The organism is Butyricicoccus sp. OF27-2pH9A, from assembly GCF_027693185.1.
GTDB classification, from domain to species: domain Bacteria; phylum Bacillota; class Clostridia; order Oscillospirales; family Butyricicoccaceae; genus Agathobaculum; species Agathobaculum butyriciproducens.
Window position 1 is genome coordinate 1 of the sequence record NZ_JAQEXK010000017.1, and the last position, 16,450, is coordinate 16,450.

At 56.4% G+C, this 16,450-nt stretch carries 10 protein-coding genes and 1 other annotated feature; of the genes, 8 read left to right on the plus strand and 2 right to left on the minus strand.

The window, feature by feature from the left end; translation table 11 throughout:
* Positions 1–366 precede the first annotated feature (366 nt).
* From PG722_RS11580 to PG722_RS11615, 8 genes are all read left to right on the plus strand, one after another.
* Complete coding sequence (locus PG722_RS11580; RefSeq protein WP_118361766.1) at positions 367–1,626, plus strand: saccharopine dehydrogenase family protein; 1,260 nt, start codon at positions 367–369, stop codon at positions 1,624–1,626.
* 1 nt (position 1,627) lies between these two features.
* Positions 1,628–2,758 carry a carboxynorspermidine decarboxylase gene (gene nspC, locus PG722_RS11585; RefSeq protein ID WP_270580630.1) on the plus strand — a complete coding sequence of 377 codons (1,131 nt, stop codon included), beginning with the start codon at positions 1,628–1,630 and terminating at the stop codon, positions 2,756–2,758.
* A gap of 953 nt (positions 2,759–3,711) precedes the next feature.
* Positions 3,712–3,923: a binding site (T-box leader), on the plus strand.
* A gap of 80 nt (positions 3,924–4,003) precedes the next feature.
* Positions 4,004–6,625 carry a valine--tRNA ligase gene (locus tag PG722_RS11590; RefSeq protein WP_270580631.1) on the plus strand — a complete coding sequence of 874 codons (2,622 nt, stop codon included), beginning with the start codon at positions 4,004–4,006 and terminating at the stop codon, positions 6,623–6,625.
* A 136-nt stretch (positions 6,626–6,761) separates the two neighbouring features.
* The gene (locus PG722_RS11595; protein ID WP_270580632.1) at positions 6,762–8,198 is read left to right on the plus strand and encodes a MerR family transcriptional regulator; all 1,437 of its coding nucleotides are present in this window, start codon (positions 6,762–6,764) and stop codon (positions 8,196–8,198) included.
* Positions 8,199–8,463: 265 nt separating this feature from the next.
* A complete protein-coding gene (rfbA, locus tag PG722_RS11600) occupies positions 8,464–9,321 on the plus strand; it encodes a glucose-1-phosphate thymidylyltransferase RfbA (protein WP_270580633.1) in 858 nt (285 codons plus the stop codon).
* Positions 9,322–9,334: 13 nt separating this feature from the next.
* A complete protein-coding gene (locus PG722_RS11605; protein WP_117488921.1) occupies positions 9,335–9,787 on the plus strand; it encodes a YjbQ family protein in 453 nt (150 codons plus the stop codon).
* A 527-nt stretch (positions 9,788–10,314) separates the two neighbouring features.
* Positions 10,315–11,469 carry a CobW family GTP-binding protein gene (locus PG722_RS11610; RefSeq protein ID WP_118728925.1) on the plus strand — a complete coding sequence of 385 codons (1,155 nt, stop codon included), beginning with the start codon at positions 10,315–10,317 and terminating at the stop codon, positions 11,467–11,469.
* Between the two features lie 12 nt (positions 11,470–11,481).
* The gene (locus PG722_RS11615) at positions 11,482–12,432 is read left to right on the plus strand and encodes a TIGR03943 family putative permease subunit (protein ID WP_270580634.1); all 951 of its coding nucleotides are present in this window, start codon (positions 11,482–11,484) and stop codon (positions 12,430–12,432) included.
* A gap of 568 nt (positions 12,433–13,000) precedes the next feature.
* On the opposite strand, the gene PG722_RS11620 is transcribed toward PG722_RS11615, so the two are convergent.
* Entirely contained in the window at positions 13,001–14,413 is a 1,413-nt protein-coding gene (locus PG722_RS11620; protein WP_270580635.1) for a sodium-dependent transporter, read from the minus strand.
* A 278-nt stretch (positions 14,414–14,691) separates the two neighbouring features.
* Positions 14,692–16,338 (minus strand): tryptophanase, encoded by a 1,647-nt coding sequence (locus PG722_RS11625; RefSeq protein WP_117488913.1) that lies wholly within the window; start codon positions 16,336–16,338, stop codon positions 14,692–14,694.
* Positions 16,339–16,450 lie beyond the last annotated feature (112 nt).

Sequence of the window (16,450 nt, forward strand, 5' to 3'; positions counted from 1 at the left end):
CAGGTTGCGAAAGACACGGAAGAAAAAATCCTCTGTCGTACTCCTTTTCTGAGCGGTCACATATAGGAAATCTGCGCCGGAATATCCCCAAGGGAAAGGGGTGATTCACAAGAGGGTGGAAACCGCAGGTGTCTACCCTCTTGTGCCCCCGCCGGGTAGGCGCACTCCCCGCTGAGGTTCAGCGAAAACCTCACGCCCGTTAGGGGCGAACCCGCTGACGCAGTTCGCGTCCCCCGCTCAGCCGGTGCAGAGAAAAAGGCTGCCGCCTGCGCAGTTCCGTTCGCTTCTCAAGCGGCAGTTTAACAAATAAAGACCATTCAATAAATCTCAATTATATATACAGTTAAAAATGAGGAGGAATTAACAATGGGAAGAGCATTGATCATCGGCTGCGGCGGTGTTGCCGGCGTAGTTATCCACAAGTGCTGCCAGAACAGCGACGTTTTTGAGGAAATCATGATCGCATCCCGCACCAAGAGCAAGTGCGATGCGATTAAGGAGAAGCTGGACGGTACGACCGCAACCAAGATCCGCACCGCAAAGGTGGACGCGGACAACGTGGACGAGCTGTGCGCGCTCATCGACGAGTACAAGCCGGACATCGTGATGAACATTGCGCTGCCGTATCAGGACCTGACCATCATGGATGCGTGCCTCAAGTGCGGCGTAAACTACATGGATACGGCCAACTACGAGCCGGAGGACACCGACGATCCGGAGTGGCGCGCCATTTACGAGAAGCGCTGCAAGGACGAGGGCTTTACCGCGTACTTTGACTACTCCTGGCAGTGGGCGTACAAGAAAAAGTTTGAGGAGGCCGGTCTGACCGCTCTGCTCGGCTCCGGCTTTGACCCGGGTGTAACGCAGGCGTACTGCGCTTACGCACAGAAGCACCTGTTCGATGAAATCGACACCATCGACATCCTCGACTGCAACGGCGGCGACCACGGCTATCCGTTTGCGACCAACTTCAACCCGGAGATCAATCTGCGTGAGGTATCCGCACCGGGCTCGTACTGGGAGAATGGTCACTGGGTTGAAATTCCGGCGATGAGCATCAAGCGCGAGTACGACTTCGATCAGGTCGGCCACAAGGACATGTACCTGCTCCACCACGAGGAGATCGAGTCCCTCGCCAAGAATATTCCGGGCGTGCAGCGCATCCGCTTCTTCATGACCTTCGGTCAGTCCTACCTGACCCACATGAACTGCCTGGAGAACGTCGGCATGCTGTCCACCACCCCGATCGAGTTTGAGGGCCACCAGATCGTGCCGATCCAGTTCCTCAAGGCGCTGCTGCCCGATCCGGCAACGCTCGGTCCGCGCACCAAGGGCAAGACCAACATCGGCTGCATTTTCACCGGCAAGAAGGACGGCAAGGAAAAGACCGCCTATATCTACAACGTCTGCGACCACGAGGAGTGCTACCGCGAGGTCGGCTCGCAGGCCATCAGCTACACCACCGGCGTTCCGGCGATGATCGGCGCGGCGATGCTGCTGACCGGCAAGTGGAACAAGCCGGGCGTGTACACGGTCGAGGAGTTTGATCCCGATCCGTACATGGAGGCGCTGAACAAGTGGGGTCTGCCGTGGCAGATCAACGACAAGCCGGTACTGGTGGACTGATATGAAATTTACTGAGCTTCCTACGCCCTGCTACCTGCTCGATGAAAACCGTCTGGTGCAGAATCTGGCCGTCCTGCGGGACGTTGCCAGACGCACCGGCGCGAAGATCCTGCTGGCGCAGAAGGCGTTCTCGATGTTTTCCGTGTACCCGCTGATTCGGGAGTATCTGGCGGGCACAACGGCCTCCGGTCTGTACGAGGCACGGCTCGGTCATGAGGAATTCGGCGGCGAGACCCATGTCTACGCGCCGGCCTACGCGGAGGGCGAGTTCCGCGAGATTCTGGAGTACGCCGACCACATTGTGTTCAACTCGTTCACGCAGTGGAAGGCCTACGGCAGCCTTGCCCGCGCGGCAGGGAAGAGCTGCGGCCTGCGGCTCAATCCGGAGTGCTCCACGCAGCCGAGCGACCACGCGATGTATGACCCGTGCGGTCCGGATTCGCGCCTCGGCATTACGATAGAGAATTTTCAGCCGGAGCTGCTCGACGGCATTGAGGGTTTCCATTTCCACACGCTCTGCGAGCAGAATTCGGACGATCTGGTGCGGACTGTCGCTGCATTTGAGCAGAATTTCGGTCAGTATATGGATGGCCTGAAATGGATCAACCTCGGCGGCGGCCACCATATCACCCGTGCGGATTACGATGTGGAAACGCTGGTGCACTGCATTGATTATCTGCAGAAAAAGTACAAGGTGCAGGTTTATCTGGAGCCGGGCGAGGCCGTTGTGCTAAATGCGGGCTATCTGGTCTCCACCGTGCTCGAGGTGATGCACAACCATAAGGACATTGCGATTCTGGATACCTCGGCGGCGTGCCACATGCCGGACGTGCTCGAGGTGCCGTACCGTCCGCCGGTGTACCGCGGCGGCGAGCCGGGGAAAAAGGCGTTCACCTATCTGCTGACCGGCCGCTCCTGTCTCGCAGGCGACGTCATCGGTGAGTATTCGTTCGATGTGGCGCTCGGCGCCGGTGAGCAGGTCGTATTTGAGGACATGGCGCTCTACACCATGGTCAAGACCAATACGTTTAACGGCATGCCGCTGCCGCTCATCGCGGTAAGACGCGCCGACGGCACGGATGAGGTCGTGCGGATGTTCGGGTATGAGGAGTTCAAGCGGAGACTTTCGTAAGTTCCTGCCGGGCGGGAGCCTGTTTCTCTGCACCGGCTGAGCGGGGCGCGCGAACTGCGTCAGCGGGTTCGCCCCTAACGGGCGGGAGGTTTTCGCTGAACCTCAGCGGGGAGTGCGCCTACCCGGCGGGGGCACAAGAGGGTAGACACCTGCGGTTTCCACCCTCTTGTGAATCACCCCTTTCCCTTGGATAGTCTGGCGCAGATTGCCGACATGTGACCGCTGCGAAATAGGGGAACGGCAGAGGATTTTTTCTTCCGTGTCTTTCTCAACCTGTTCGCAGAGTCAGATACATTACTGCTACACAGACCGGAAAGTCTTCACAGGCGCGGCATAACAGTGCCGCGCGATTCTTTAGCGCGTTATTATAGACAGCACCTGCGAGGATAAATTGTACCAAACGCTTAATTCGCAGGTGCCGTGCGTTACAACGTGCCAAGGATTTGCGCGGCACTGTCATGCCACGCCTTGCGTTGATTAACCCGCCTGTGTAGCAGTACGCTATCTGTGAACTGCGAATATTTTGCGAAACAAACGCAAGAGTAACCCGACTGCCGTTCCTATTTTTCGAAGCGGTCGCCGCTCTCTGGTTTGCGTCAGGCTATGAAGCAAAGGGAAAGGTAGGAGTTCAAAGAGGAAGGAAAACCGCAGGTTGTCCTTCCTTTTTGCCCACCGCCGTGGGTACGGCGTCGTCCCCGCGGCGGGCGCCGCAACATCCCCGCCGTCCGCAGACGGCGAATCCCCCCGCTGAGGTTCAGCGAAAAACTCTCCGCCCGTTAGGGGCGAACCCGCCTGCGGCAGTTCGAGTGCCCCGCTCAGCCGGTGCTGAAAAGGAGCCGCCCGGATAGGGTGAACCGCCTGCGCGGTTCAAGTACCCCGGGGGTCGGTGCCGGAAAACAAGGGATATCCCTTGACAAACCCGAATTTAACAGATATAATATTAAAGTTAATACGCAAATGCCGTGAAAAAGAGGAGTATTTTTCCTTTGCGCGTTTAGAGAGGGTGCGGTCGGTGCAAGCACCTCGGCGGGGAAGAAGAAGGTCGCTTTGGAGCAGAACAGCCGAATTTTCGTTAAGCTGTTCCGTCTAACCCGCGTTACGGGGCAACGAGTGCGCGTCTTTACGCGAATTCAGGTGGTACCACGGAGCATACTTCGTCCTGTTGTCGGGATGAGTATGCTCTTTTTTGTTTGCACAGAAGTATCCCGCATTTATATCGTAAATCAAATTGAAGGAGATAGATCAATGAGCGAACTGCCTAAGACCTACGACCCGAAATCGGTCGAGGACAAGCTGTACAAGTTCTGGGTCGATTCCGGCTTCTTCCACGCCGAGGTCAATCCGGACAAGAAACCGTACACCATCGTTATTCCGCCTCCGAATGTTACCGGCCAGCTGCACATGGGCCACGCATTCGACGAGACCCTGCAGGATATCCTCATCCGCACCAAGCGCATGCAGGGCTACGAGGCACTGTGGATGCCGGGCACCGACCACGCCGGTATCGCAACCCAGATTAAGGTAGAGGAGAACCTCCGCAAGGAGGAGGGCCTGACCCGTTACGACCTCGGCCGTGAGGAGTTCCTGAAGCGCGTCTGGGCGTGGAAGGACAAGTTCGGCAGCCGCATTATCAGCCAGCTCAAGAAGCTCGGCACCTCCTGCGACTGGGACCGCGAGCGCTTCACCATGGACGAGGGCTGCTCCAAGGCTGTCCGTGAGGTTTTTGTAAACCTGTACAACAAGGGCCTGATCTATAAGGGCCACCGCATCATCAACTGGTGCCCGCATTGCGCGACCGCCCTGTCCGACGCTGAGGTTGAGTACGAAACCCAGCCGGGCAAGCTGTGGCACATCCGCTATCCGCTGGCGGACGGCTCGGGCGATCTGGTGGTTGCGACCACCCGTCCGGAGACCTTTATGGGCGATACCGGCGTTGCCGTCAACCCGAACGACGAGCGCTACAAGCACATGATCGGCAAGACCTGCATCCTCCCGATCATGAACCGCGAGATTCCGATTTTCGGCGACGAGTACGTTGACATGGAGTTCGGCACCGGCTGTGTTAAGGTTACGCCGTGCCACGACCCGAACGACTTCGAGATGGGTCAGCGCCACAACCTCGAGCAGATTCTCGTGTTCAACGAGGACGCGACCGTCAACGCAAACGGCGGCAAGTACGAGGGCATGGACCGCTACGAGTGCCGCAAGGCGGTTGTAAAGGACCTCGAGGAAGGCGGCTGGCTGGTCAAGATCGAGGACCACGAGCACAACGTTGGCACCTGCTACCGCTGCGGTACGACCGTTGAGCCGATGACCTCGGCGCAGTGGTTCGTCAAGATGGCGCCGCTCGCCGAGCCCGCTATGGACGTTGTAAACGAGGGCAAGACCAAGTTCGTGCCCGACCGTTTCTCCAAGACCTACCTGCGCTGGATGGAAAACGTACACGACTGGTGTATCTCCCGTCAGCTGTGGTGGGGGCACCGCATTCCGGCGTTCTACTGCGACGACTGCGGTGAGATGACCGTCTCCAAGACCGACGTATGCACCTGCCCGAAGTGCGGCAGCAAGAACATCCGTCAGGAAGAGGACGTTCTCGACACCTGGTTCTCGTCCGCTCTGTGGCCGTTCTCCACGCTCGGCTGGCCGGATAAGACCAAGGAGCTGGAGTATTTCTACCCGACCTCTACGCTTGTTACCGGCTACGATATCATCTTCTTCTGGGTTGCCCGCATGATCTTCTCCGGTGTGGAGCACATGGGCGAGACCCCGTTCAAGACGGTTTATATCCACGGTCTGGTGCGCGACGCGCAGGGCCGCAAGATGTCCAAGTCGCTCGGCAACGGCATCGACCCGCTCGAGGTCATCGACCAGTACGGCGCGGACGCGCTGCGCTTCACCCTTGCAACGGGCAACAGCCCCGGAAACGACATGCGTTTCTCGGACGAGCGCGTACAGGCGTCCCGCAACTTCTGCAACAAGATCTGGAACGCATCCCGCTTTATCCAGATGAACCTGACCATCGACAAGGACAAGGCAGTCGAGCTGCCGAGCGACCTTGCCATCGAGGACAAGTGGATCATCAGCAAGTTCAACACGCTGGTAGCCGACGTTACCCGCAACATCGACCAGTACGAGCTGGGTCTGGCAGCTGCCAAGCTGAACGACTTCATCTGGGAGAACTTCTGCGACTGGTATATCGAAATTGCAAAGACCCGTCTGCAGACCGGCGACGAGAACGTACAGAAGGTGCTGTGCTATGTGCTGAGCGGCGCAATGCAGCTGCTGCACCCGTTCATGCCGTTCATCACCGAGACCATCTGGCAGGCGCTGCCGCATGAGGGTCCGTCCGTTATGGTATCCGCATGGCCGGAGTACAAGGACGAGCTGCACTTTGCCGCTGAGGAGGCACAGATGGAGAGCCTGATGGACGCTGTCCGCGCCATCCGCAACCGCCGTGCCGAGATGAACGTACCGCCCTCCAAGAAGGCCAAGGTGCTCATCCTGACCGAGAAGAAGGATACGTTCTCCGCAGGCGCAGGCTTCTTCCCGAAGCTGGCTTACGCTTCCGAGATTGAACTCATCGACGCGGTTCCGGCGGACGCTGCCAAGATGGCATCCGTAGTCACCGGCGACGCACAGATCTATATGCCGATGGGCGACCTCATCGACTTTGAGGCCGAGCGGGCCCGCCTCGGCAAGGAGAAGAGCAAGGTCGAGGCTGATATCGACTTTGTTATGAAGAAGCTGAACAACCCGAAGTTTGTCGATAAGGCACCCGAGAAGGTTGTTGCAGCCGAGCGCGAAAAGGCCGAAAAGCTGCGCGAGCACCTCGCAAAGCTGGAAGAGTCGATTGCAGCGCTGAACTAAGCTGCATTAAGCTGAATTAAATATAAAAAGAGTGGAGTTTTATCCACTCTTTTTTCTTAACATTTTCCCCGAAAACACTTGACTGTAAACCCACTTTATCCCTTATAATGTAATCAATAGAAGGGAAGGTGATCGTATGAACATAGCGGAAGCAGAGCGCAGGACGGGACTGACCCGGGCGAACATCCGGTTTTACGAAAAGGAAGGGCTGCTCACGCCGACACGCGGCGAGAACGGCTACCGCGATTACACCGAGGACGATGTGCAGACGCTGCGGAAGATCATGCTGCTGCGGCGGCTGCGCCTGAGCGTGCCCGACATCCGCGCCATCGAGAGCGGCGAGAAAGCGCTGCCCGAGGCGGCGGCAGGCCAGCTCGACGTATTGCAGGGGGACATCCGCGAGAGCGAACAGGCGTATGCGATGTGCCGCGCCATCTGCGAGGACAGGGCGGAGTGGAACGGGCTGGATGTAGACCGGTACCAGTCCATCGTGCTGCCCGCAGACGACCCGCGCGAGAAAGACCGCATCCCGCCGGCAGGCTGCCCGTGGCGGCGCTTCCTTGCCCGCAATGTGGATGCCGGACTGTATGGGCTGCTGTGGTTGATGCTGTCGCAGTGGGTGTTCCGCATCAATCCGGAGAATTTTATCCAGATCACGGCGAGTCTGGCGTGGTCGGCCGCGTGCGCTTATGTCGGCTGGCTGCTGACGTTCGTGTTCGAGCCGGTGCTGCTGCATTACTGGGGCACAACGCCCGGCAAGTGGATCTTCGGGCTGTCCGTCCGCGATGAGGACGGGAACAAGCTGTCCATCCGCACCGCATATGCCCGTTTGTGGGGCGTGTTCGGCTACGGCAACTGCTATGCGCTGCCGTTCTTCGACTGGTACTACAATTACAAGTGCTACCGCGCGTGCAAAGAAGAGGAGCTCTCGTGGGATTTGGAGAACGGGTGCAGCATCGTTGTCCGCGAGCGGGAGGTGCGCTGGTATCGCGTGGCGCTGTACCTGCTGGTGATCGGGCTGCGAACAGCCGCAGGTTACGGCATTGACCTGTACGCCAAGCTGCCGCCCAATCGCGGCGAGCTGACTCTTGCGGAGTATGTGGAGAACTGCAACGACTGCCTGAAATATAATCAGGGCTTGGCGCCGTATGTCCGGCCGGACGGCAGCTGGAATAGCGACGTGGGAATGGGCGGCTCGTACACCGGATTCTCGCTGGGCGATTCTGTATCCGATGTGACGGTCGAAACCGATGCGGACGGCTATGTGCAGTCGGTGACGGTGGTTTCGGATTCGCAGAACGGCTCGTGCGGCTATCAGGAGCGCATGACGGTGTATTACGCCTTTGCGGTCGCGTATGCCAAATGGAGCTGGCTGTATGCCGACCACATGAGGGATGACATCATTGACGACGGCTGGGAATACGATGTACCGGATACGAAAAACGTCAAGGAGGCGCATCTCGACGGACTGGATTTCCGGTACGAGTATGAATTCAGCGGCGCATCGCGCGATAACGCCGTGGACGGAAAGCCGATGCCGTATCATTCGGTGCTGACGATTGAGAAAGAGTGAATGAGTTATCGTAGGGCGGGGTGAGGGTGCCCCGCCCTGCGGACATTTATCAATTAAATCCGTGGAATCGAATATTACACAGGAGGTAAGCCATTACGGGCGCAGCGCGACCGGAGCCTGCGCAAGGATAGCGCCATTCTCCATTCTCAATTTTCAATTTTCCATTACTCCTGCCTCCTGACTTCTGCCTTTACAAAAGGCTTTCTTATTTGCCCAAAGTGTGCTATACTAATCTCACAAAACCATATAGATAGAGGAATAGCCAATGAAAGGAATCATTCTTGCCGCCGGTAAGGGCTCGCGCCTGTACCCGATGACACGTCCGGTATGCAAACCGCTGCTGCCGGTATACGATAAACCGATGATCTACTATCCGCTGGCTGCGCTCCTGCAGGCCGGTATCCGCGATATTCTCATCATCATCCCGCCCGGAGAGGAAGGCCCGTTCTACCGCCTGCTCGGTTCCGGCGGCCGCTTCGGCGTCAACATCACCTACGAGGTGCAGGAGGTTGCACGCGGCATCGCGGACGCGCTGCTCATCGGCTCTCAGTTCATCGGGGATGACTCGGTTTGCCTTGTTCTGGGCGATAATATCTTCTATTCCCCCAATTTCCAGAACTATCTGGACCGTGCCGTGCAGATGAAATCCGGCGCCTGCGTGTTCGGCTACTATGTCGATGACCCGCGTGCGTTCGGCGTTGTGGAGTTTGATGGTCAGGGCCGTGCTATTTCCATCGAGGAGAAGCCGCGCTATCCGAAGTCTAACTATATCGTTCCGGGTCTGTATTTTTACGATAACTCGGTTATGGAGATTGCCCGCGGACTCAAGCCCTCGGCAAGAGGCGAGCTGGAGATCACGGATGTCAATATCGAGTACATGAAGCGCGGTCAGCTGCACGTGGAAAAGCTCGAGCGGGATTTCGTCTGGCTGGATGCCGGTACCGCCGAGAATCTGCTCGAATCCGCACAGGTTGTCCGCCGCGTGCAGGATGAGAGCGGCCGCTACATCGCATGTCTGGAGGAGATTGCGTACGCGCGCGGCTATATCAGCCGTCAGACGCTGCTCCGTCACGCCGCCGACCTCAGCAAAACGCTGTACGGCCGCTACTTAGAGTGCCTCTAAAGGAGAATCGCAAATGCCTGTTTATACCGAAACCAAAACCTACAAAACCAAGGCCCACATGGGCATGATCGACGTTACCGATGACTTCCGCGCAGCGGTGCAGAACGCCTGCCGCAAGACCGGCATGAAGTCCGGCACGATTACCGGCTTTACCACCGGCGGCGTTGCCGGTCTGACCACGCTCGAGTTTGAGCCGGGCATGGTCTACCATGACCTCAAGGCGGCGATGGACGTCTTTTCGCCCTACCGCGATGAGACCGGTGCGGTCATTCATTACCACCACCACGATACCTGGCACGATGATAACGGCTCGTCGCACATCAAGGCGGCGCTGCTCAGCCCGTTTATCGTTATCCCGTTCGTGAATGGCGAGATCACCATCGGCCCGTGGCAGAATCTGACCCTTGTGGAGTGCGATACCCGCAACCGTGTGCGGGATATTGTCTTTCAGGTGATGGGAGAATAATTCCTTTCTGATTAGGAATGGTAAAACAAAGCCCCGGTTTCGTCGCTTGACAAAACCGGGGCTTCGCGCTATAATATAGCTGACAAACGGCGGCTCTTGTAGGGAGAGCAGTCGTTCCTCAGTTCGATTTTTAGTCGAGAAGAAGCCGCTCTCTTTTAACTACCGGAGGGCGGTTATTTCTTTAAGTATCCGAGGATACCAAAGATAACCGAGCAGAGCAAATCAAGCAGTCCAATGACTTCCAGAATTGTCATGCGGATCACCTCCCTTCTATGGGGAGGAACAACCTTTATTCACCGTTTGCTGCCTTGATTATAGCATATCGTAATATGTACTGTCAATAAACCGTCCTTTTGGGCGGTTTTTGTGTTTAACTTCTCCTCACGCTCCGCGCAGCCGGAAAGATTAGCGTCCGCTAACCAAATAGCTTTTCTTTTTTCGATAAATGTGGTATAATATAAGCGTTCGAAAAATTTGAGTACGGTTCGGGAATCCCTGTGCCGTGCATAGAAATGGAGCGACAAAGCATGACTAAAATTGATATTATTTCCGGTTTTCTGGGTGCCGGCAAGACGACCCTCATCAAGCGTCTGCTGGCCGATGCGCTCAAGGGTGAGCAGGTTGTTCTGATCGAGAACGAGTTCGGTGAGATCGGCATTGACGGCGGCTTTCTCAAGGATGCCGGCATTGTTGTAAACGAGATGAACGCAGGCTGCATCTGCTGCTCGCTGGTTGGCGACTTCGGCAAGGCGCTGCACGATGTTGTGGACCAGTACCATCCGGACCGCATCCTGATCGAGCCGTCCGGCGTCGGCAAGCTGTCGGACGTTATCGCTGCGGTACAGAACGCGCACCTCGAGGTTCAGCTGAACAGCTTCGTCACGGTTGTTGACGCGCTCAAGGCCAAGATGTACCTCAAGAACTTCGGTGAGTTTTTCGAGAATCAGGTGGCGCATGCCGGTGCCATTCTGCTGTCCCGCACGGCTGAGTGCCCGGAGAAGCGCCTCGACGAGACCGTTGCCATGCTGCGCGGCCTGAATGAGCACGCCCGCATCGTCACCACCCCGTGGAAGGACCTGACCGGCGAGCAGCTGCTCTCCACCATGGAAGGCAGCCGCGACCTCGTTGCGGAGGTTCTCGAGGAAATCGCGCACGAGCCGCACCACGAGCATCATCATCACCACCATGACCACGAGCATGATGAGCACGAACATGAGCATGAGCATGACCACGAGCATGACCATGAGGAGCACGAGCATCATCACGAGCATGACGAGCACTGCACCTGCGGCTGCCACGATCACGACCATGAGCATCACCACGATCATGACCACGAGCACCATCATCACGACCACGACGGTCACTGCTGCTGCGGTCACGACCACGACCACGATGCTGACGAGGTATTCACCTCCTGGGGTAAGGAAACGACCCACAAGTACACCGAGGCAGAGCTTAACGCGGCTCTTACCGCGCTCGGCGATGTTACGCTCGGCACCGTACTGCGTGCAAAGGGCATCGTTCCGTGTGCAGACGGCGGCGAGTGGCTGCACTTTGACTACGTTCCGGGCGCACCCGAAATCCGCCGCGGCGCTGCCGATTACACCGGCCGTCTGTGCGTCATCGGCTCCGAGCTGGATGAGGAGCGCATCGCTGCTCTGTTCGGCGTAAACGAAAAGTGAGGTAACCAGATTATGGCTAACGAACCCATTCCGGTATACGTCTTTACCGGCTTTCTGGAGAGCGGCAAGACCAAGTTCATTCAGGACATTCTCGCGGACCCGAACTTTACCGAGAACGAGCGCACGGTGCTGCTGCTGTGCGAAGAAGGCATCGAGGAATACGACGAGAAGTGGCTGCTGCACTACGGCACCGCGCTTGTGCCGATCGAGTCCGAGGACCGTCTGACGCCGAATATCCTCAAGCGCGTGGAGCAGAAATACCAGCCGGACCGCATTCTTGTTGAGTACAACGGCATGTGGAAGCTGGAAAAGCTGATGCAGGCATTTCCTGCCCGCTGGGAGCTGTACCAGATCGTCACCACGGTCGATGCGACCACGTTTGAGCTGTATTCCAACAACATCGGCCCGATGATGTTCGAGCATATCACCACTGCGGATCTGGTTGTGTTCAACCGCTGCACGGACGAGCTGAAGGATATGCTGTACAAGAAGAACATCAAGGCGATGAACCCGCGTGCAGCGATCTATCTGGATGACGTAAACGGCAATTCCGAGGACTACGCCCGCAATATGCCGCTGCCGTTTGATGTGGATGCGGATATCATCGACATCGGGCCGGAGGACTACGGTCTCTGGTACATCGACGCCACCGGCGACCCGATGAAGTATGACGGCAAGACCGTCCGCTTTCTTGCCCAGGCATACGTCGGCAAGGATGTGCCCGCCGACAGCTTCGTACCAGGCCGCTTCGGCATGGTCTGCTGTGCGGATGACGTCACCTTCCTCGGCTTCCTCTGCCGCTATCCCGACCGCGATCAGCTGCATAACCGTGACTGGGTCAAGGTAACGGCGTCCATCACCGTCGAGGAGCTGCCGCAGTACCGCGGTCCCGGTCCGGTGCTGCATGCCATCACGGTAGAACCCGCCGAAAAGGCGAAGGAAGATATCGTTTACTTTAACTGAATCTTCTCCATACAACGTAAAAAGAGACGAGCCTGCCTGGTTCGTCTCTTTTTCTGCTATAACAACAAAAACCGCCCCAAAGGACGGTTTATTGACAATATTCTGTCGTATATGCTATACTGTAAGCAGATGTTGTTCCGATAGCGGTCAGACCTTCTTTCTTTCCTCGGTTTGGGGAGGAAAGGAGGTGTCGCAAATGCAGAAGAAATTGCTTCGGCTTTTCGTATGTGCAGTTGTTGTACTGTACATTTTCTGTATAAAAGCGCACTGACCGCTCGATTAGGCCCGAACGGTCAGTGACTAAAAATCGCTAATCAATTAAGGTCTGACTGCCTGAACAGCATCCCTTGGGTATATTATACCCGAGCAGCCCCGGTTTTGTCAAGTGCGGCAAAGCCGGGGTTTTGCTTTGCATTCAGCGATTACTGCCTGCGGATTGCTAATTTCTAATTAGAAAAGCATGTCCCCCGCCACACAGCAGTGACGGGGGACAAAGACAAAAGGGGGGATACAGACGATTCATAAACCCATGAACGTCTAACGAAAGTCCAGTGGTTAGCTTGAGGGATTAGCCAATGCCACCGTACATAATGCCGAGGATCAGTGCAGCAATTGCACAGATAACGTATACCCACTTACCAAGCGGGAAGAACCAGCTGCCGATGGGCTTCTTAGCGCCTTCGTTAACAGCAGCAAGTGCCTTTTTCTTGCCGAGTACCCAGAAGAACATGATGCCGGCCAGAGCAGCGCCGAGCGGGCAGATGTAAATGGAAACAACGTCCATCCACTGAGAGGTCCACGGCTGGATTGCGATGGAAACGACCAGACCGATCACACCAATGGTGCCAACGGCTGCTGCGCGCTTGAACTTGAACTGCTCCTGCAGGAAGGCGATCGGTGCCTCGTACAGGTTTACGATAGAGGATACGCCTGCGAACAGTACGCAGATGTAGAAGATCGCGCCGATGATACGGCCGGCAGGCATTGCGTTGAATACATTTACGAGGTAAACGAACATCAGGCCGGGGCCGCCGGTTACGTCGCGGATGCCTTCGCCCAGAACAACTGCCATTGCCGGAATGATAACGATTGCTGCCAGCAGAGCTGCGAGGGTATCAAATACTGCTACGTTGCGTGCGGAGGACGGGATATCCTCGCTCTTGGACAGGTAGGAACCGTAGATTACAGAACCGTTGCCTGCAACAGACAGGGAGAAGAACGCCTGACCGAATGCAAATACCCACAGGTCGGGCTTAGCCAGACCGGCCGGATTCAGGGTCAGAATGTACTTATAGCCTTCGGATGCGCCGGGCAGAGTGCCGATGTAGACTGCCAGTACGAGGAACAGACCGAACAGAACAGGCATCATGACCTTGTTTGCCTTCTCAATGCCGCCTGCAACGCCCATTACCATGATGGCGAGGGAAACTACCAGTGCAACGATCTGCCATACGCCGTTGCCGATGCCGAAGAAGCCGGCCGACGCCATTGCCTTGAGGGCTTCGGGAAGGGTCTCAGCCTCCGGTGCGGTCATACCGAACGTACCGCCGATAGCGCCCATGTCCGTGCCGAGACTGAACAGGCTGCCGGAGAGGGACATGAAGGTGTACTTGAAGATCCAGCCGAGAACGACCGTGTAGCCGATTGCCAGCATCAATGCACCGATGATCGGGATTGCGCCGATCGCCTTACCGGATTTATCACTGCCGGTGCGCTCCTTGGTACACATACCGAACGCACCAACCGGACCTGCAGCTGCACGGCGGCCGAGAGCGAACTCCTCGATAACGCCGGTACTGCCGATCAAAATTACAAAGATAAAATAGGGAAGCAGGAAGGTCATGCCGCCGTACTTCTGCACCATGATCGGGAAACGCCAGATGTTGCCCATACCAACCGCAGAACCGATACATGCCAGAATGAATCCCCACTTACTCTGGAAACCATCTCTCTGTTCTAAGTTTTTAGGCTCTTTACTCATTATCTTACACCCCTTTAATGTGTAAATGGATAGAAAAAAGGCGTTCTCTTTGCCGCAGAAACTGTTTAGTTTTCTGGCAAAAAGAACGCCTTTGTTCTTTGCTTTCCTGTGCACTTTCCACGCGGCACAGGTTACGCCCTGATTATCAAGTTATAAAAAGGTCAGGAGAAATTCCTGTTATGCAATGCCGCAGCGCCTTTGCTGCAGCATTGGCGGAAATACCGCACAATTTATGCAATTATGCGGTATCGCCTTTGACGAAAGGATGGAACAGGGGATTATTTCTCTTCGTTAGCGTACGGCTCCAGGAATGCATGGAAGTGACGCATCGGCAGATTGTGACCCCAAACAATACGCATGTTCGGAATGTTCTCACGATCCTCGTACAGAGCCTTAACAGCTGCGATTACATAGTCCAGATGCTCCTTGGTCAGACGGCTGCGGTCGATTGCGAAGCGAACTACGTTACATACTTCAGCCTGCTGCTCCGGGGTCTTCAGGTCATACTCCATGGAGTAGTCGCCCAGCTCGGATACACGGATGCCGTAGCGGCGGATCAGCTCAAGGCTGAAGCCCTCACCAGCGAAGGTGTCGTGGCCGCGCTTGCCGTCGAAGAACTCATCCATGTTGATGTATACAGCGTGGCCGCCTGCCGGCAGTACAACGCCCTTAACGCCAGCGTCGTAGAAGCCTTCTGCCAGGTAGTTACACTGAGCAACACGCTCGTTCATGTAGTTAAAGTCGCAGGACTCGTACAGGCCAACTGCCAGAGCCATGATGTCACGGCCGGACATGCCGCCGTAGGAATCGTTGCCGTAGCAGGAGATCTGCTTAACCTTCAGCAGAACGCCAACGTCGGTCTTAACGGTGCCGTCTTCGTTGAAGTCGGAGAAGTTCTTCCAGAACAGGCCCTTATCGCGGAATGCCAGCATGCCGCCCATGTTAGCGTGGCCGTCCTTCTTAGCGGACATGGTGAATGCATCGCAGTAAGAGAACATCTCGGTAGCGATCTCAGCGATGGACTTGTCAGCGTAGCCTTCCTCATTCATCTTGATGAAGTAAGCGTTCTCAGCCCAGCGAGCGGTATCAAATACCAGCGGGATGTTGTACTTATGCGCAACGCGGTTGATTTCCTTCAGGTTGCCCATGGAAACGGCCTGGCCGCAAACCGGGTTGTTGGTGATGCAGGTGAAGATCAGCGGAACGTTCTCCGGACCAACAGAGGTGATCAGCTGCTCGAGCTTCTCGATATCCATGTTGCCCTTGAACGGGTTCTTCTCGTAACGGCCGCCTTCCGGTACTTCCCACAGCAGGGTCTTGTTGTACAGGTTACGCGGAATGGAACCCATCTGCTTGATGTTGCCTTCGGTGGTGTCGAAGTGACCATTCGACGGAATGGTGAACTTCTTGCCCGGATGACGCTTAGCAAGGATGTTGCGAACGATTTCCATCAGAACGGACTCAGCTGCACGGCCCTGCTGGATAATAAATGCGTTCGGGCGCTCCATCTGAGCTGCGCCGCCATTGAACAGGCCGCCTTCGTACTCGCACAGATAAACTTCGTCCATCATCTTCTCAACGTCGCGGCAATCGGTGCGAACGAGGTCGATGATCTTCTTCCAGTTCTTCTCGCCGCCGCGCTCGAAGATGTCGCGGAAGGTGTCGAGCAGAACGTAATAACCGGTGTTGCGGCCGTAAGCCTCGTCGCCGAGGAACAGGCTTGCCCACTGATGATTGGTCATTGCAGTGGTACCGGAGTCGGACAGCATATCAACGGTCAGCATGCCGGACGGGAATGCGAACTCGTTGTAATGAGTAGCCTGAAGAGCGCGCTCACGCTGCTCAACGGTTACTTCCGGAAGATCACGGACTGCGTAAGTGAAATGATGGGGTGCGGGTACGTTCAGCGGATACTGCTTGCTCATAATAAATTACCTCCAGTTGTGTGTTTTGGAGGTACCCCGGTTGTCAAAGTCGGTTTTCCGGTTCCGGCTTTGCTTAGCGGACAGCACCTTTCTTTTTTGCTGTTTTCTTTTC